At 73.3% G+C, this 16,971-nt stretch carries 17 protein-coding genes and 1 tRNA gene; 13 read left to right on the top strand and 5 right to left on the bottom strand.

Features of this window, described 5'->3' with window-relative positions; all coding sequences use genetic code 11:
• Positions 1-28 precede the first annotated feature (28 nt).
• From bcp to J3R08_RS05555, 3 genes are all read left to right on the top strand, one after another.
• Positions 29-499: a thioredoxin-dependent thiol peroxidase gene (gene bcp / locus J3R08_RS05565; RefSeq protein ID WP_043326156.1), complete on the top strand. Its 471-nt coding sequence runs from the start codon at positions 29-31 to the stop codon at positions 497-499.
• Between the two features lie 108 nt (positions 500-607).
• Positions 608-683 (top strand) — tRNA-Leu (locus J3R08_RS05560).
• 84 nt (positions 684-767) lie between these two features.
• Positions 768-1,295 (top strand): GNAT family N-acetyltransferase, encoded by a 528-nt coding sequence (locus tag J3R08_RS05555; RefSeq protein WP_064446937.1) that lies wholly within the window; start codon positions 768-770, stop codon positions 1,293-1,295.
• Positions 1,296-1,442: 147 nt separating this feature from the next.
• Here J3R08_RS05555 and J3R08_RS32375 read toward each other — a convergent pair whose 3' ends face one another.
• Positions 1,443-2,432 carry an expansin EXLX1 family cellulose-binding protein gene (locus J3R08_RS32375; protein WP_209960253.1) on the bottom strand — a complete coding sequence of 330 codons (990 nt, stop codon included), beginning with the start codon at positions 2,430-2,432 and terminating at the stop codon, positions 1,443-1,445.
• 71 nt (positions 2,433-2,503) lie between these two features.
• Positions 2,504-2,803 (bottom strand): hypothetical protein, encoded by a 300-nt coding sequence (locus tag J3R08_RS05545; protein WP_043326160.1) that lies wholly within the window; start codon positions 2,801-2,803, stop codon positions 2,504-2,506.
• A 165-nt stretch (positions 2,804-2,968) separates the two neighbouring features.
• Between J3R08_RS05545 and J3R08_RS05540 the strand changes: the two genes are divergently transcribed.
• Both J3R08_RS05540 and J3R08_RS05535 read left to right on the top strand, forming a co-directional pair.
• Complete coding sequence (locus tag J3R08_RS05540) at positions 2,969-4,036, top strand: LCP family protein (protein WP_043326162.1); 1,068 nt, start codon at positions 2,969-2,971, stop codon at positions 4,034-4,036.
• A gap of 109 nt (positions 4,037-4,145) precedes the next feature.
• Positions 4,146-5,588, top strand: a complete 1,443-nt coding sequence (locus J3R08_RS05535) for a sugar transferase (protein ID WP_069087512.1) — start codon at positions 4,146-4,148, stop codon at positions 5,586-5,588.
• Here the strand turns inward: J3R08_RS05535 and rfbD are convergent.
• On the bottom strand, positions 5,557-6,435 hold the full coding sequence (gene rfbD / locus J3R08_RS05530) for a dTDP-4-dehydrorhamnose reductase (protein ID WP_030501823.1): 879 nt from the start codon (positions 6,433-6,435) through the stop codon (positions 5,557-5,559). The genes J3R08_RS05535 and rfbD overlap by 32 nt on opposite strands.
• Entirely contained in the window at positions 6,432-7,433 is a 1,002-nt protein-coding gene (gene rfbB, locus J3R08_RS05525; RefSeq protein WP_064446935.1) for a dTDP-glucose 4,6-dehydratase, read from the bottom strand. The genes rfbD and rfbB overlap by 4 nt, the downstream gene beginning before the upstream one ends.
• Positions 7,434-7,519: 86 nt before the next feature.
• Between rfbB and rfbA the strand changes: the two genes are divergently transcribed.
• From rfbA to J3R08_RS05485, 8 genes are read left to right on the top strand one after another with little or no spacing between them, the layout of a single operon-like run.
• Positions 7,520-8,401, top strand: coding sequence for a glucose-1-phosphate thymidylyltransferase RfbA (gene rfbA / locus J3R08_RS05520; protein WP_043326169.1), 882 nt, complete (start codon positions 7,520-7,522; stop codon positions 8,399-8,401).
• Complete coding sequence (locus J3R08_RS05515) at positions 8,398-9,000, top strand: dTDP-4-dehydrorhamnose 3,5-epimerase family protein (RefSeq protein WP_064446934.1); 603 nt, start codon at positions 8,398-8,400, stop codon at positions 8,998-9,000. The genes rfbA and J3R08_RS05515 overlap by 4 nt, the downstream gene beginning before the upstream one ends.
• The gene (locus J3R08_RS05510; RefSeq protein WP_233607867.1) at positions 8,997-10,265 is read left to right on the top strand and encodes a hypothetical protein; all 1,269 of its coding nucleotides are present in this window, start codon (positions 8,997-8,999) and stop codon (positions 10,263-10,265) included. The genes J3R08_RS05515 and J3R08_RS05510 overlap by 4 nt, the downstream gene beginning before the upstream one ends.
• 1 nt (position 10,266) lies before the next feature.
• Complete coding sequence (locus tag J3R08_RS05505) at positions 10,267-11,118, top strand: glycosyltransferase (RefSeq protein ID WP_113971887.1); 852 nt, start codon at positions 10,267-10,269, stop codon at positions 11,116-11,118.
• Positions 11,115-12,191, top strand: a complete 1,077-nt coding sequence (locus J3R08_RS05500; RefSeq protein WP_209960252.1) for a glycosyltransferase family 4 protein — start codon at positions 11,115-11,117, stop codon at positions 12,189-12,191. Before J3R08_RS05505 ends, J3R08_RS05500 begins: the two co-directional genes overlap by 4 nt.
• A 5-nt stretch (positions 12,192-12,196) precedes the next feature.
• Positions 12,197-13,105, top strand: a complete 909-nt coding sequence (locus tag J3R08_RS05495) for a glycosyltransferase family 2 protein (protein ID WP_244206178.1) — start codon at positions 12,197-12,199, stop codon at positions 13,103-13,105.
• Complete coding sequence (locus J3R08_RS05490) at positions 13,105-13,935, top strand: glycosyltransferase family 2 protein (RefSeq protein ID WP_209960251.1); 831 nt, start codon at positions 13,105-13,107, stop codon at positions 13,933-13,935. Before J3R08_RS05495 ends, J3R08_RS05490 begins: the two co-directional genes overlap by 1 nt.
• 15 nt (positions 13,936-13,950) lie before the next feature.
• A complete protein-coding gene (locus J3R08_RS05485; RefSeq protein WP_209960250.1) occupies positions 13,951-15,243 on the top strand; it encodes an acyltransferase in 1,293 nt (430 codons plus the stop codon).
• Here the strand turns inward: J3R08_RS05485 and J3R08_RS05480 are convergent.
• A complete protein-coding gene (locus J3R08_RS05480; RefSeq protein ID WP_209960248.1) occupies positions 15,159-16,907 on the bottom strand; it encodes an O-antigen ligase family protein in 1,749 nt (582 codons plus the stop codon). The genes J3R08_RS05485 and J3R08_RS05480 overlap by 85 nt on opposite strands.
• Positions 16,908-16,971 lie beyond the last annotated feature (64 nt).

Below are 16,971 nucleotides of genomic sequence, written 5' to 3'. Positions count from 1 at the left end.
GCACCGGCCCGGCGGTATCGTCACCGCCATGACCGACCGCCTCAAGCCCGGCGACCCCGCCCCCGAATTCACCCTTCCCACCGACGACGGCGGGACGCTCTCCCTGGCCGACCTGCGCGGCCGCAAGGTCATCCTGTACGCGTACCCGGCCGCCATGACGCCCGGCTGCACCAAGCAGGCATGTGACTTCCGGGACTCCCTCGCCTCCCTGCAGGCCGCCGGCTACGAGGTGGTGGGCATCTCGCCGGACAAGCCGGCCAAGCTGGCGAAGTTCCGCGAGCGCGACGCGATCACGTTCCCGCTGGTCTCCGACGCGGACAAGGCGGTGCTGACCGCGTACGGCGCGTTCGGCGAGAAGCAGATGTACGGCCGCACGGTCACCGGCGTGATCCGCTCGACGTTCGTCGTGGACGAGGACGGCAAGATCGAGCAGGCGTTCTACAACGTGCGGGCCACCGGCCACGTCGCCAAGCTGCGCCGGGATCTCGGGCTCGACTGAGGTCGGCGCGCGGTCCGGCTCGTGACGGCCGCGCCGCAGTGGTGACCCCGAATGTGGTCTACGATCCGGAGGCTGTGACACCGGTCCGCGGGCGGTGGTCACGATGAAGGGGCCGTAGCCCAACGGCAGAGGCATGCGGTTTAGGTCCGCACCAGTGCGGGTTCGAATCCCGCCGGCCCTACCAGTCGCCGGTGCCACGCGCACCGGCGACTGTCGGGAAGGTCACGAACGCGGGTCCGCACCGCGCCGCCACGAGCAGGATTACGGCGTGGACCTGCGTTTCTCCCTCGACCCCGACCTGACCCCCGAGCTGCGCGAACAGATCATCGCGCTCTGGGTGGACGTGACGAACGCCGGCGGCGCCGTCGGCTTCGTCGCCCCCGTGACCGCCGACGAGGTACGCCCGCTCGCCACCTCCACGCTCGACGAGGTCGCGGACGGGCCGGACCGGCTACTCGTCGGCCACGAGGGCGAAAAGCTGGTCGCGGTGCTGGTCATCGCCGACAACCGGTTCCACCTCAAGACGCACTGGCGGGTGCTCAAGCGCGTCATGGTGCACCCCGACACGCAGGGGCGCGGCCACGGCGCGGCGCTGATGCGCGAGGCCGAGCGGATCGCCCGAGGGCTGGGCCTGGCGGCGCTGCACGTGACGGTCCGCGACGGGCTGGGGCTGGACCGCTTCTACAAGCGCCTCGGCTACCGCGAGATCGGCCGCCTCCCCGCCGCGCTGCGCCTGTCCGCCACCGACGCCCGCGACGAGATCCTCATGTGGCTGGACCTCCCCACCCCAACCTGACCCCCTCCCCACCTCGCCCCGCCCCGCCTCCCCCCGCCCCCGCCGCGCCGATCTTGCACTCATGGCCCCGGCAGATCGGGCATTCACGACACGCACGGGTCCCCAAGTGCAAGATCAGCGAGGGCGGGGGCGAGGGGCGGGCGAGGGCTAGGCGCAGCTTGTGGGGGTGGGTGGGGTGGCGGCTGCCTGCACGACGGGGTCCGCGAGGGCTGACGTGGGGGCCGCGGGGGTGGGGGTGGACGGGGTCGTGGTGGGGGTCGGAGGGGTGGGGCGGGACTCCTTCGGGGTCGGTGTGGTGGCGGCGGGCTTCGCGCCGTACATCCGGACCGCGCTGCGCTGCACCTGGCCCGGGAGCATCCGGACGCCGGTGGCGGTCGCGCGGTTGCCGTACACGTCGGTGACCCGGATCGTGTACGGGCCGGGGCCGGCGCCGGAATCGATCAGCCAGTAGTTGTAGTCCTGCCGCTGGGCCGCCCGCCACGATCCGTTCTGCCGGACCTCGACCGAGCGCAGCGGGTTGCCGTGGTCACCGACCAGGACGGCGAACCACCACTGCGACGAGCCCTCCTTCATGCGGAAGGTGAGCGGCCCGGGCAGCGGCGGGTTCACCACGGCCCGGTAGCTGACCTTCACCACGCCCTGCACCGGGTCGGCGATCCGGGCGAACGCTTCCGCGGACAGGTCGAGGTGGCCGGGGGCGCACTCCGGGCACTGGTCCATGACGAGCACCCGGACCGTGCCGCGCGGACCGGTGACGTCGAGGAACCCGCCGCAGGAGGCGTCGGCCGCGTACTCGCCCGGGCCGAGCGCGACGTACATCCGGTTGGCCGGGGCGGCGGGGCGGGAGCAGTTGCCGCCGGCGCCCGCGGAGTCGTAGAAGGTGGCCTTGCCGCTGCGGGTCGTCCCACCGACGGGCGGAGCGGCGCCGAGTGGACCCGCCGCCAGGACCGGGACGCCGGCGGGTGGAGGCGGGGCCGCGCAGGCGGGGGCGGCGCCGCCGCGTACCGCGAGGGCGACAGCGACCGCCGCCGCGACGGTGACCAGACCGGCGGCGGCGAGCCGGCGACGGCGCGTGGCCGCACGGCTGGCGGGCGCGTGGTCGTCGGTCGGCGGGTGGGGTACGGTGCCGTCGGTCACGCCGGTCGATGCTGCCGGACCGGCGTGCCGCCGGACAAGCGAGCTAAGCGAAAGCTAAACCGGCGCGGCGGCTAGTACGGCCGGACCGCGCGGGCGGTGGCGACGATGCCGGCCAGCTCGTCGGCGAGGTCGGGGCGTCCGCGCAGCGAGTCCTCCAGGCGGACGCGCCACACTCCGGTCTCGACCGGGATCCGTTCGTCGCCGGACCAACGGACCCGGTCGCGGGTCTCGTCGAGGGCCGCCCATGTGGCGGGGCCGAGCAGATCGCCGAGTACACGGTAGAGCCAGCGGAACAGTTCCTCGTCGTGGATCGACGCGCCGATGACGCGGGCCGCGTCCCACGCCACCCGGGGCTGGTGGATAACCTGCATCTCGACTCCTCGGTCGACCTGGCTGCCTCACCATCATCGATCCGTGACGCTCCTCACGGCAAGGCCCGGCACGCCGGTCGTGCGGCTCGCCGACCGGTGCCGAGGCCCACCGCCTGCCGTCCGAGGGTCCCCCCGCGGCGCAGCGCGAATCAGTAGCATCGCAGCATGTCAGATCGCCATCAGCTCGCCGATTCCGACGCCCGCTCCGGGGTCTCCGATGTGGAGGCGGGCGAGCCGGTGCGGGAGAAGGCGCCGCGCCGTCGCCGGGGCCGCCGGATCGCCCTGATCGTGCTGCTCGTGATGGTGCTGCTCGCCGGCGGGGGCGCGCTGGCCGGCGGCCTGTACTACCGCTCCGTCGACAAGTCGATCGAACGGGTCGACGCCTTCGAGGGCGTACCGGAGGAGTCGCGCCCGCAGGTCGAGGTCAAGGGCGCCATGAACATCATGATCCTGGGCAGCGACTCCCGCGACCCGGAGAGCACCGGCGGTTCGCGCAGCGACACGATCATCCTGGCCCACCTGCCGAAGGACCGGTCGAGCGCCCAGCTCATCTCGATCCCGCGGGACACCTGGACGGCCGTCCCGAAGTCGAAGGAGGGTCGCGGCGGTCGCGACGCGAAGATCAATGCCGCGTACGCCTGGGGCGGTGTGCCGCTGATGGTGCAGACGGTGGAGAAGTTCAGCGGCGTACGGGTGGACAACGTGGCGATGGTGGACTTCGCCGGCTTCAAGGAGATCATCGACGCGCTGGGCGGTGTCGAGATCGACGTGGAGAAGGGGTTCACCACGAACTACTCGCTGATCGGCACGCGGACGTTCAAGAAGGGCCGCCAGACCATGGACGGCGCCGCCGCGCTCGACTACGCGCGGGAACGGCACGCCTTCCCCGACGGCGACTTCGCCCGCATCCGGCACCAGCAGCAGGTGATCAAGGCCATTCTGGACAAGGCCGCCTCGGGCGGGGTGATGACCAACCCGGCGAAGCTCAACTCGTTCGTCCGCGCCACGTCGAACTCGGTGGCCGTCGACAAATCACTGTCTCTGGTGGACCTCGCGATGGAGATGCGTGGCCTGCGCAGCGGCAATCTGACGTTCTTCACCTGCCCGGTGAAGGGGACCGGCCGGGTCGGCAGCGAGAGCGTCGTGTTCCCGGATCCGGCGCGCGCGAAGACGCTGTTCGACGCGGTCCGCCGCGACTCGGTCCCGGAGATTCTCGCCGTCAGCGGAAAGTAGGACGTCGATCTGCCATGCCGGTGGTGGCGGCGCGGCGGGGCCGCTCGTATCCTGCGATCGTCGTCGGTCTCCGCATCCGGGCCGGCGGCGTCACGGGGGAGGATCGACAATGCCACGCCTTCCGGCGTTCGAGCATCCGGCCGCGCCGTCGAGCGATCCGCCGATGAACAGCGGCCTGGACACGACAACGGTCCTGCCCTACGCCGGGTCGCGGGCGTCGACGCGTACCCGATGGGTGCGCGCGTGGATGGTGACCGCGCCCATCGACGTGGCGGCGCTGCTCGCGCCGCTGCTGCTGACCCAGAACTACTGGCGCGGCACGCTGGCCAACGCGGCCCTGACGGTGGGCTTCTTCGCGGCGGGCGGACTGTACCGGCCGCGCCGGCACATCAGCATCCTGGACGAGCTGCCGAGCCTCGGCGGGCGGCTGCTGGCCTCCGGCGCGGTGGTGGCGATCATCGCGGCGCTGCGGCACGACTCGGTGCCGCACGTGAGCGGCTTCGTCCAGGGCGTCGCGTTCTCCGCCGGCCTGGTGATCGTCGGGCGCGCGCTGAACAGCCGGCTCGTCCTGCTGGCCCGTAAGCGCCGGTGGGTGGAGCGCAACACCATCGTCATCGGCGGCGGTCCGATCGGCGGGGAGCTGGCCCGGCTACTGCGCCGCCACCCGCAGTACGGGCTGCGGTTCGTCGGCGCGGTGGACGCCCCGTCGAGGCCCCGCATGGGGGCGTTGCCGCTGATCGGCACGATCGACGACCTGGAGAAGCTCACCGACATGCTGGAGTGCGAGGTCCTGGTCATCGCCGACCCGGACTGCTCCGAGTCGGAGCTGATGGAGTCGCTGCTGCGTCCGGCCAGCTCGCGGTGTGACCTGTGGGCGGTGCCCCGGCTGTGGGGCTCGCGGTCGCAGGGCGGCTACCCCGACCACATCGGCGCCATTCCGATCGTCAAGATCGGCGACACCACGCTCACCGGCCCCCGGTGGCGGCTCAAGCGGGCCTCGGACGTGGTCTTCGCGGTGACCGCGCTGGTGGTGCTGAGCCCGCTGCTGCTGCTCTGCGCCCTCGCCACGTTCCTCGACGGCGGCCGGGGCGTGTTCTTCCGGCAGGAGCGCATCGGCCGGTTCGGCAAGCCGTTCCACGTCATCAAGTTCCGGTCGATGCGCCCGGAGGACGAGCACGAGTCGCAGACGACCTGGTCCATCGCCCACGATCAGCGGGTCGGGCCGATCGGGCGGTTCATGCGGCGCACCTCGCTGGACGAGCTGCCGCAACTGTGGAACATCCTGCGCGGTGAGATGAGCGTGGTGGGGCCCCGCCCGGAGCGGCCGTACTTCGTGGAGAAGTTCTCGGTGGAGTACCCGACCTACGCGATGCGGCACCGCGTACCGGTCGGGCTCACCGGGCTGGCGCAGGTCAGCGGCCTGCGCGGGGACACGCCGATCTCGGACCGGGCGCGGTTCGACAACTACTACGTCGAGAACTGGTCGCTCTGGCTCGACATCAAGATCGTGCTGCGTACCGTCAGCGAGGTGTTCCGGGGCGGTGGAGGCTGAGCGCCTCGGCCAGGTCGGCGTACCAGTCCCCCGGCGGCGGCAGCTTCGCCGCGGCCCACCGGCCGTGCGCGAGCACGCTGTAGCGGGGACGCCGCGCCGGGCGCGGGAAACTGTCGCTGGTGGTGGGCCGGATCCGGTCCGGGTCCAGGCCGCGCAGGGCGAACACGGCGCGGGCCAGGCCGTACCAGGTGGTCTCGCCGGCGGCGGTGCCGTGGTACGTCCCGGGCGCCGCGTCGCCGGCCAGCGCCGCGTCGGCGAGCGCCACGAGCCGCTCCGCGAGACGGTACGACCAGGTGGGCTGCCCGCGCTGGTCGTCCACCACGTCGAGCCGGTCGCGTTCGGCGGCCAGCCGCAGCATCGTGGTGACGAAGTTGCGGCCGTGGGTGGCGTAGAGCCAGGCGGTACGCACCACGTACCCGGTCTCGGGCAGCAGCCGGGCCACCGCAAGCTCCCCGGCGAGCTTGCCGCGCCCGTACGCGTTGACCGGGCCGGTCGGGGCGTCCTCCGGGTACGGCTCGACCGCGTCCCCGGCGAACACGTAGTCGGTGGAGACGTGCACCAGGCGCGCGCCGGACCCGGCGCAGGCGTGGGCCAGGTGGGCGACCGCGTCGCCGTTGACAGCCGTGGCGTCCGCCTCGCGGGTCTCCGCGCCGTCCACGTCGGTCCACGCTGCGGCGTTGAGCACCACGTCGTGCCCGCTCACCGCGTCCCGGACGGCGTGGGCGTCGGTGACGTCGAGGCCGGCGCGGGTGGCGGCGGTGACCGACAGGTCCGGCCGGGTCCGCAGCACGGCGAGCAGGTCCCGCCCCAGCATGCCGCCCGCGCCGGTGACGAGCACCCGGGTCACCGGTGGCCGGCCGTCTTCAGCGGTTCCCACCAGGCCCGGTTGTCCCGGTACCAGCGCACGGTCTCGGCCAGCCCCCGGTCGAGGTCGATGGTCGGGGCGTACCCCAGCTCGTCGCTGATCTTGCTGATGTCCAGCGAGTAGCGGCGGTCGTGGCCCTTGCGGTCGGTGACCGGGACGACCCGGTCCCAGCCGGCGTCGCAGGCGGCCAGGAGCCGCTCGGTGAGCTGCCTGTTGGTCAGCTCGGTGCCGCCGCCGATGTGGTAGACCTCGCCGGCCCGCCCCTTCTCCTGGACCATCGCCACGCCCCGGCAGTGGTCGTGCACGTGCAGCCAGTCCCGCACGTTGCCGCCGTCGCCGTAGAGCGGCACGGTGCCGCCGTCGAGCAGGTTCGTCACGAACAGCGGGACGACCTTCTCCGGGTACTGGTACGGCCCGTAGTTGTTGGAGCAGCGCGTCACCACCACGTCCAGGCCGTGGGTGCGGTGGTAGGCCAGCGCCAGCAGGTCGGACCCGGCCTTCGAGGCGGAGTACGGCGAGTTCGGCGACAGCGGCCAGTCCTCCGTCCAGGAGCCGGAGTCGATCGAGCCGTACACCTCGTCGGTGGAGACGTGCACGAACCGGCCGGCGCCGTGACGCAGCGCGGCGTCCAGCAGCGTCTGGGTGCCGAGCACGTTCGTGGTGACGAACGGCGCCGCGCCGGTGATCGAGCGGTCCACGTGCGACTCGGCGGCGAAGTGGACGATCACGTCGTGGCCGGGCACCACCTCGTCGACGAGCGCCGCGTCGCAGATGTCGCCGTGCACGAAGCGCAGGCGCGGGTCGTCGCGTACCGGGGCCAGGTTCGCCAGGTTGCCGGAGTAGGTGAGCTTGTCCAGCACGGTGAGCGCCGTGGGCGCCGTCGCGGGCACCCCGGCCGCGTCGCCGCCGGGCACGCCCAGCAGCATCCGCACGTACTCCGACCCGATGAAGCCGGCGCCGCCGGTGACGAGGATCCTCACGGGTGGAGGAGTCTACGCCGTACCCGCAGCGCAGGCGGGACGTCGACGGGCCACGGTGGTGACGGCGTCACGGGTAGTCTCCGCGAGTGCGTGGAATCCTTCTCGCCGGCGGCACCGGGTCCCGGTTGTGGCCGATCACCCGGGCCGTCTCCAAGCAGCTGATGCCGGTGTTCGACAAGCCGATGGTCTACTACCCGCTCTCCACTCTGGTGATGGCCGGCGTGCGGGAGATCCTGGTGGTGACCACTCCGGAGGACCGCGCCCAGTTCGAGCGGCTGCTCGGCGACGGCAGCCAGTGGGGGCTGCGGCTGGCGTACGCCGAACAGCCCCGTCCGGAGGGCATCGCGCAGGCGCTGGTGCTCGGCGCGGACTTCATCGGCGACGAGTCGGTGGCGCTGATCCTCGGCGACAACATCTTCCACGGCGTCGGGCTCGGCCGGCAGCTCGCCCAGCACGGCGAACCGGCGGGCGGCCGGGTCTTCGCGTACCCGGTGGCGAACCCGCAGGCGTACGGCGTGGTCGAGTTCGACGCCGACGGCCGGGTGCTCTCGATCGAGGAGAAGCCGGCCCGTCCCCGGTCCCGGTACGCGGTGCCCGGCCTCTACTTCTACGACAACCGGGCGGTCGACATCGCCCGCAAGCTGACGCCGAGCGCGCGCGGCGAGCTGGAGATCACGGCGGTCAACGAGACGTACCGGGCGTGGGGCGAGCTGACCGTGACGGTCCTCGACCGGGGCACGGCGTGGCTGGACACCGGCACGTTCACCTCGATGATGCAGGCCGCGGAGTTCGTCCGGGTGATCGAGGAGCGCCAGGGCATGAAGATCGGCTGCGTCGAGGAGGTGGTCTGGCGGTCCGGGCTGATCGACGACGAGCGGCTGCGCGTGCTCGCCCATCCGCTGACCCGCAGCGGCTACGGCGAATACCTGTTGGGCCTGCTGGCCGAGCGGAGCGGGACCGAAGGATGAAGATCCGGCCGCTGAGTATCGAGGGGGCGTGGGAGATCACGCCCCGGCAGCACGGCGACTCCCGCGGGTTGTTCATGGAGTGGTACCGGTTCGACCGGCTCGCCGAGGTGGTCGGGCGTCCGCTGCGGCTGGCCCAGGGCAACCTGTCCGTCTCCGCGCGGGGCGTGGTCCGCGGCATCCACTTCGCCGACGTCCCGCCCGGCCAGGCCAAGTACGTGACCTGCGTACGCGGGGCCGTGGTCGACCTGGTGGTGGACATCCGGGTGGGCTCGCCGACGTTCGGCCGGTGGGAGGCGGTGCGGCTGGATGACGTCGACCGGCGAGCCGTCTATCTCAGCGAGGGCCTGGGGCACGGTTTCTGCGCGCTGACCGACGACGCCACGCTCAGCTATCTCTGCTCCACCACCTACAACCCGGGCGCCGAGCACACGGTGCACCCTCTCGACCCGGACCTGGCGATCGACTGGCCGGCCGAGGCGCCGGTGCTGTCGGCCCGGGACGCCGCCGCGCCGAGCCTGGCCCACGCGCGTACGGCCGGGCTCCTGCCCGACTACCGCAGTACCCGCACCTGTGCCGCACCGTTCGGGGGCGACGAGTGACAGGCGGTTCGCTGGTCGACGCCGCGCAGTCCTCGTCGGACCCCGGCACGACGCCTCCGTCCGGGCGCCGGGCGGCCGGTCTGCTGCGGCGGCTCGTCGCGCCCGAGCGCCTCTATCTCGGCGCGCTGGGACTGACCGGCCTGGCGGCGGTCATGTCGGTGGCGCTGCCCGCGGCGGAGCGCGGCGAACTGTCGGCAAACATGGTGAGCGCGACGCTCGGCGCGGCCGTCGGCGGGCTGTCGCTCGACACCTTCCTCATCTCGCGTCCGGCCGGCTGGGTGCAGTCCCGGGGACGGGCGTACGTGATCGCGATCCTCGGCGTCGCCGTACTCCTCTCCGGTGTCGCCGCCGCGCTGCTCACCGCGGCGGCGGGCGTCGGCGCCTATCTGGTCGGCGTCGGGTCCGCGGTGGGTCTGACCGTGTTCAACACGGTCTCGTCGCTCGCCCTGCGGCAGCGCAGCTTCCGGCTGGTCTACGCGATGCGCGCGGCGAGCGGCGCGGTCCTGGTCGCCGGGTACGCCGCCCTCTACGCCGCCGGCCGGCTCGACGGCGGCGTGTGGAGCATGGTGTGGCTCGCGGTGCAGTGGCTCAGCGCCTTCGCCGTGTGCGGCCTGGTCCTGGTCCGGCTGCGGCGGGCCGGCGCGGCCCCGGCGCCCACCTCGACCGGCGCGGACCTCCGGGCCGACCTGCTCGCGGCCGGGAGCCTGCACCTGGGCATCTTCGCGCAGATGATGACGCTGCGGTTCAACCAGGTCCTGGTGGCCCGGTTCGCCGGGGCCGGTCCGCTCGGCGTCTACGCGCTGGCGGTCGCCGCCCTGGAGTTCGCGCAGGCCGGAGCCGTGGTGCGGGCACAGCGCATCCTCGCCGACCGGGACGGCGGGAACGGCCCGGACCCGACGCGGGCGGTGGTGACGGCGGCCCTGCCGATCGCCCTGGCCGCGATCGTCGGGCTCGGCGTGCTGGGCTTCCTGGCGCCGGAGTACCGGCACGCCTGGCTCCTCGGGCTGCTGCTCCTGCCGGGCTCGCTGGCCACGGCGGCCGGAAAGAGCTGGAGCGCCCTGCTGCTGAAGCGGCGGGGTGAGAGGGCGACCACTGTGGTCGCCGTGGTCACGTCGGCGGTCGCGGTTCCGGCATACCTCGGCGTCATCCCGTGGGCCGGTGTGGTCGGGGCGGCGGTCGCCTCCTCGCTCGCCTACGCCGTACACGCGTTCGCGTCGAGAGCGAGCCTGCGCCGGGCGCAGCCGCCGAATCCTGGGATGGTGTGAGTTGGACGTCTCGATCGTGGTTCTCGCCTGGGAGGACTTCCACCGCACCCGCGACTGCGTGCTGTCCCTGCCCGCCGAGGCCGAGATCGTCGTGGTGGACAACGGCAGCTCGGCGGAGATCCGCGAGGCGCTGAGCGAGTTCTGCGCCCAGCAGGGCGTCACCTACGTCCAGTCCGGCTCGAACCTGGGGTACGCCCGCGGCATGAACCTCGGCGTACGGCACACCAGCAGGGCGCACGTCATCCTCTCCAACAACGACATCGTCGTGCACGGTGACGCGGTGGCCCGGCTGCTGACAGCTCTGGAGGACCCGGAGGTGGGCGCCGCCTTCCCCGCTGTGGTGACGCCGGAGGGCGTGCCGCAGACCGAGGGCGGCCGGTTCCTGACCATGGGGGTCGGGCTGGGCCACGCCACCGGGCTGAGCCTCGTGGTGCCGCGCCTGCGGATCGTCGCGCCCCCGGAGCAGGCGGACTGGCTGACCGGGCCGTTCGTCGCGTTGCGGCGCAGCACCTTCGACGCCATCGGCGGAGTCGACGAGACGTCGTTCTTCTACTCCGAGGACATGCGGCTGTGCTGGGCGGTACGCCGGCAGGGCAAACGGCTGGCGTACGTGGCGGACGCCGTGATCATGCACGAGGACGACGCGACCGCCAAGCGGCGCTGGTCGGCGGAGGAGATCTCCGAGCGGCGTACCCGGGAGTTCATCCGGGCCAGCCGGGACCTGGGCGGCCGCCGTGGTCGCGTGGCGGCCACCGCGTACGTCTGCGGCATCCTGCTGCGGGCGGCGGTGGGCCGCGACTCCGTGCGCCGCGCGATCGCGCGCGGGGCCGTCGCGGGGCTGCGTGCGTCGTGAAGGTGCTCTTCGTCTGCACGACCGGTGGCTCCGGGCGGCGGCAGCTGGGCGGCGCGGAACGGATGCTCGCCGAGCTGGTGCCGGCGCACGCCCGTACCGGTGTCGACGTGGTGGCCGCCACCTCGGACGACGAGGTGGGCCGGTCGCTGCGCGAGGCCGGGGTGCCGTGGGTCGGGCTGGGCGCGACCAGCCGGATCGACCTCGGCTACGCGCGTCAGATCCGCCGTCTCGTCCGCGAGGTGAAGCCGGACGTGGTCTGCGCCCACCTGCTGTCCGCCGCGATGCACGCGCGGGCCGCGCTCAGCCTGGACCGCACCCCGCTCGTGGTCACCCTGCACAACAGCCTCTGGCAGTACCGGGACACCGCCGGGTCGTGGCAGCAGAGGGCCGCCACCCAGTCCAACATCACGCTGGACCTGGCGATGCGCCGCCTCCGGCCGCACGCGACGGTGGCGGTGTCCGAGTTCGAGGCCACCGAGCTGCGTCAGCGGGGCCGCGTCCGGAACGTCCACCTGATCCCCAACCCGCTGCCGGCCGACTGGCCCGCCCCGAAACCCGCCGACGCGCCGGCGTCCGACCGGCGTCCAGTGGTCGGCTACCTGGGCCGGCTGGAACGGGAGAAGGGCGCGGACCTGCTGGCCGAGACCGCCGCGCACCTGCCGGAGATGGACGTCCGGGTCGCCGGGGCCGGCTCGCTGCCGATCGCGGCCCGGCCGAACCTGGAACTCGTCGGCCGGGTCGTCGCGGCGGACTTCCTCCGCGGGATCGACTGCCTCCTGGTGCCGTCGCGGGTCGAGTCGTTCGGGCTCAGCGCGTTGGAGGCGCTGTCCCTGGGCGTACCGGTGGTGCACACCGGGGCCGGCGGGCTGGCCGAGGTCACCCGGCACGCCACCGGCACGCTCGCCGTCCGGGCCGACCCCAGCCCCGCCGCGCTGGCCGGCGCCGTCCGCCGGGCGCTGGCCCAGGCCGGGCCCGCCGAGGAGCGGCGGGGTATGGCCGAGTGGTACGCCCAGGAGTACGCCTTCGACCGGTGCGTGACGCGCTGGCAGAGCCTGTACCGGTCGCTGCGGTGACCGCCGTGGAACTGACTGTCGTCACGGTGCTCTACCGGTCCGCCGGCATGCTCGCCGAGACGCTGCCCACCTGGGTACGCAGCGCCGAAGGGCTGCCGGTGCGGTTCGTCTTCGCCGACAACTGGCCCGAGGACGGCTGCGCGGAGATCATCGCCGGTTGCCTCGACCAGGACCGGTACCGGTACCTTCCCGACTCGTCCAACCCGGGGTTCGCGGCCGGCTGCAACCGGGCCGTCGCGGCCACCACCACCGGCCACGTGCTGCTGCTGAATCCGGACGTCTGGCTGCCCGATGGCGCGCTGGCCCGCATCTGCGCCGCCGTCGCGGAGGACCCCGGCACCCCGGTCGCGGTCGGCCTGGCCATGCACGGCGGCGAGTACGTGGGCATCGACCTGAATCCGGTCTCGCTGTTCATCGACCGGTCCGCCACGACGGCACGGGCGCCACTGGGCCCGTCCGGCGGCGCGGCGGTCTTCCCCACCGAGCTGTACCGCAGGTTCGGCGGGTTCTACGAGCACCTGTTCGCCTGGGGTGAGGACGCCGACCTCGCCCTGCGGCTCCACGCCTCGGGGGTTCGTACCCGGGCGCTGGATCTGATGCTGCCGCACGCCGGTGGGCACAGCGTCGACGGCGACGACCGGCTGCAGGGATTCCGGGCGTTCCTCCTGGCCCGCAACCGGCTCCTGGTCGCGGCGCGCACCCTCACCTGGCCGCTGCTGCTCGTCGCGCTGCCGGTCCTCGCGCTGGCGCACGTCGCGCTCGCCGCCCGGCGGGCCCGCCAGGGCCTGCTGCGGCCGTTCCTGCGCGGCGTGGGACACGGCCTGCGGCAGGGGCCGGCCGCCCGCCGGCAGTGGACCGGCAAGCGGTTCGGCTTCGCGACCCTGCTCAGCTATCTGACAGTTCGGAGAGCGTGATGACGGGACACCCGTGGAGTGTCGTGACTGTCACCTACAACTCGGCCGACACGCTGCGCCGCTGCTGGCGCGGCGAGAAGCCGTACGAGTGGATCGTGGTGGACAACGCGTCGTCCGACGACTCGGCGGCGGTGGCCCGGGAGCTGGGCGCGCGGGTCGTCCGGCTGCCGGAGAACGTGGGCTTTTCCCGGGCCAACAACGTCGCGCTGCACGAGGCCGCCGGCAGGTACGTCCTCTTCGCGAACCCGGACCTGGAGGTCCGCCCGGACGGGCTGGAGGCGCTCGCGCGGCACCTGGACGCGCACGGCGGACTGGTGGCGCCCCAACTGCTCTCCACCGACGGGACCCCGCAACCAAACGGGCGTGGCTTCCCGTACGCCACCGCGAAGCTCGGCAACCGGAAGCTGTGGCCGCTGTCCCGCCTGCACGAGTCGTACCGGATGGTGGCCGAGCCGGGCGAGGTCCGCTACGTCGCCTGGCTGATGGGGGCGGCGGTCGCCGGACGCACCGGTGACCTCGTCGAGCTGGGCGGATGGAACGAGCGTTTCTTCCTCTACTACGAGGACCATGAGCTGGGCCTGCGGGCGTGGCAGCGCGGTTTCCCGGTCGCCCTGCTCGGTGACGTGCGGTGGACCCACCACTGGGCGCGGGCGACGAACTCGGTGCGGTGGTCACCGGCGCACACGCTGGAGTTGCGCAGCGCCCGGATCTTCTTCGGCATGTTCCCCGAGTTCCTGGTCGGCCTGCCGCCCGCTGCCCGCCGGCACCACCGGGCGGCCGGGCTGGTCGGTTCACGGGTGCCCGCGCCCCGCCCGCCGGTGGCCGGCTGAGCCGGGACGGTCCGCGTGTCTCCCCTCCTGAAGGCCGCCGTCCGGCGTGCGCTCGTGTCGCAGCCGCTGGCGAGCGCGTACCACGGGCGGGCCAACGGTTTCGGCGCGCTGCGGCTCGTCTTCGCGCTGGCCGTCGTGCTGTCCCACACCGCCGCCCTCGGGTTCGGGCGTCCGCTGCTGCACCGGGTCGACCTGGGCGCCCTGGCGGTGGCGGGCTTCTTCACGATCTCCGGTTTCCTCGTCGTCGGCTCGGCGCGACGCAACTCGGTGCCCCGCTTCCTGTGGCACCGGGCGCTGCGGATCTGGCCCGGGCTGTGGGTCTGCCTGCTGTTCACCGGCCTGGTCGTGGCGCCCCTGCTGTACCTCGACCGGCACGGCACGCTCGACGGGCTGTGGCGCAGCCCGGGCGGCGTGCTCGACTACCTGCGGCTGAACTGGTGGGGCGGGCTGCGGCAGTTCGGCATCGCCGACCTGCTGCGCGGTGACACGCCGTACTGGCACTGGCAGGGCGGGAACACGATCAACGGGTCGTTGTGGACGCTCGCCTACGAGATCTACTGCTATCTGGCGGTGGCCGTCCTGGCCGCGCTGACCGTCCTGCGCCGGCAGCTCCGCTGGGTCACGCTGCTCGCCGTGGTCGCGGTGTTCGGCGTCCTCTGCTGGAACCACCTCCGGCCCGGTGCGGCGCTCTGGACCAGCGGGGCGGTCGGTCCGCTGCCGATGCTCGGCGCGCTGCAGAAGACCTACCTGCTCTGGTTCGGGTTCATGTTCCTGGCCGGCGGGGCCGCCGAGCTGTACCGCGACCGGCTGCCGATGAACGACCTGCTCGGCGTGCTCGCGCTCGGCACGGTCGGCTGGCTCGCCGTGCGGGGCGACTTCGTCGGCCCGGGGGTGTACGCCGTCGACGGGGCGTTCTTCGCACCGGCGCTGCTCGCCTACGCGTACGCCGTCCTCTGGCTCGCCGTACGGCTGCCGCGCGTGCTGCACCGCGTCGGCCGCGACAACGACTACTCGTACGGGGTCTACATCTACTCGTTCGTGGTGCAGCAGGTGCTCGCCAAGTTCGGCCTGCCGGCTCTCGGCGTGGCCGGGTTCTTCCTGGTCAGCGCCGTGCTCAGCCTTGGGCTGGCGATGCTCTCCTGGCATCTGGTCGAGAAGCCGGCGCTGCGGGGAAAGGACTGGACGCCGCCCGCCCTGCGCGAGCCGCCGGACGATCCGCCGGGTCAGGACGGTCCCGACGTGCCTGCGCTGCCCGGGCGCGCGGCGGGCGCCGAGCCGGATCCGGCCGCCGCGCCGGCCGCTGGCTGACGGGGGCCGGCGGCGGCCTGCGCGCCAGGTTGCCGGCGACGCGGCACCGGTAGCGCCCGCGCCGACAGGGACGGGTTGTCGGCGGCGCCCAGCGCGACCGCCAGGAGCAGCACGGCCACGGCGCCCAGCCACAGCCACACGTCGAAGAAGAAGATCTGGGCCGCGAACCCGACCAGCAGGAGGCGGGCCGGCAGCGACCGGAGGCGCCGGTAGAGCAGCACCAGGAGCGTCAGCAGGCAGGCCAGCCCGATCAGGCCGAAGTTGTACCAGAACGTCAGGTAGGTGTTGTCGAAGACCTGGGCCTGGCCGTCGCCGATGCCGACGTTCTCCAGGAACCGCACGTTTGCCTCCGGCCCGTTGCCGAAGACGACTGTGGACCAGTCGCGGGTGATGCCGTCCCAGACCACGCTCATGCGCGTGAAGCGGGCGTCGGCGCTGGCCGGGTCGGAGATCCGTGATCCCGCCACGTCGACGGAGTCCACGGCGCTGGCGGTGGGCGCCGCCGGGACCGGCGCGCCGGGCTCCGACGGCAGGGAACTCGCCGCCGGAGGCGCCGGAGCGGCCGGACTCGGCGCGGCCGGACTCGGCGCGGCCGGACTCGGCGCGGCCGGACTCGGCGCGGCCGGGCTCGGCGCGGCCGGGCTCGGCGCGGCCGGGCTCGGCGTGGCAGCGGGCGATTCGGGGGCCGGCGCCGCCGAACTCGCCGCCGGAGCGGCCGGGCTCGGGGTGGGTGCGGCGGTGGTGGTGTCGGGCCGCAGGGCCGGCGGGTTGACCGCCACGAGCGTGAAGGTGACCGCGGCGACGGCGGCAGCGACGCCCAGGCCGCGCCAGCTGACCTTCCGCCACTGGAGGAACAGCCAGAGCCCGAGCGCGAGAACCGTGCCCACCCAGGCGCTGCGGGTGCCGGAGAGCACCAGGCCGACGAGGTTGGCGGTGACCGGCACGTACCAGAACCGGCCCCGGAGCGTCAGCGCGACGAGCACCATGGCCATGGCGAACGTGCCGTAGATGATGGGGTGCCCGGACAGGCCCACCGCCCGGGTCGCGTCGAACGCCGAGGTGTAGGTCCAGTCGTACGCGAACTGGTCGAAGATCGGCCAGCTCCGGGAAGCGGTCTGGTACTTGGCGAACACGGCCACGGCGACGCTGAACCAGGTGAGCGCCTCCGCGATCCGCCGGACGCTCCGCCGGTCGTGCCGTGCCTCCTCGGCGAGGTGCCAGGCCAGCACGCCGAAGCACAGCAGGGGCGCGACGCCGACCGCGATCGGCTTCACCCCGTGCCAGTGGACCAGCCCCGCGAGCACCGCGCACGCCGGGAGCAGGAGCGCCGCCGCGAGCGCCTTCGGCGGCCACCCGTCGCGTTCGGCGCGCAGCACCCGCCCCCAGACGGCGAGGAGGAACAGGACCAGCAGCAGCGCGTACGAGGGATTCGTCGGATAGCCGACGTCGATGGTCACCGGGACGGCGAACGCGATGACGAAGACCGCCCAGGTGATCCGGACCGGGTCCGTCAGCACCCAGCCGAGCAGGGCGCCGACGGCGACCCCGAGCGCGAGCTGCCACCTGCCCGTCAGCAGGAACCCGGCCGCCAGAACGACGAGGCCGAGGCCGAGGTAGCGGACCCTGCGCTCCACGCCCCTGATCCGGTCAGCCAACACGCGCACCGCACGATCGTACGGATCAGCAGTGGCCGATCGGCACCAGCCCCGGCGACGGGGACGCGGACCC

It is taken from the genome of Micromonospora sp. HB375 (assembly GCF_017872985.1).
GTDB classification, from domain to species: Bacteria; Actinomycetota; Actinomycetes; order Mycobacteriales; family Micromonosporaceae; genus Micromonospora; species Micromonospora chalcea.
Note: the sequence above shows the minus strand (reverse complement) of the source record. Positions and strands in the feature narration are given on the sequence as shown.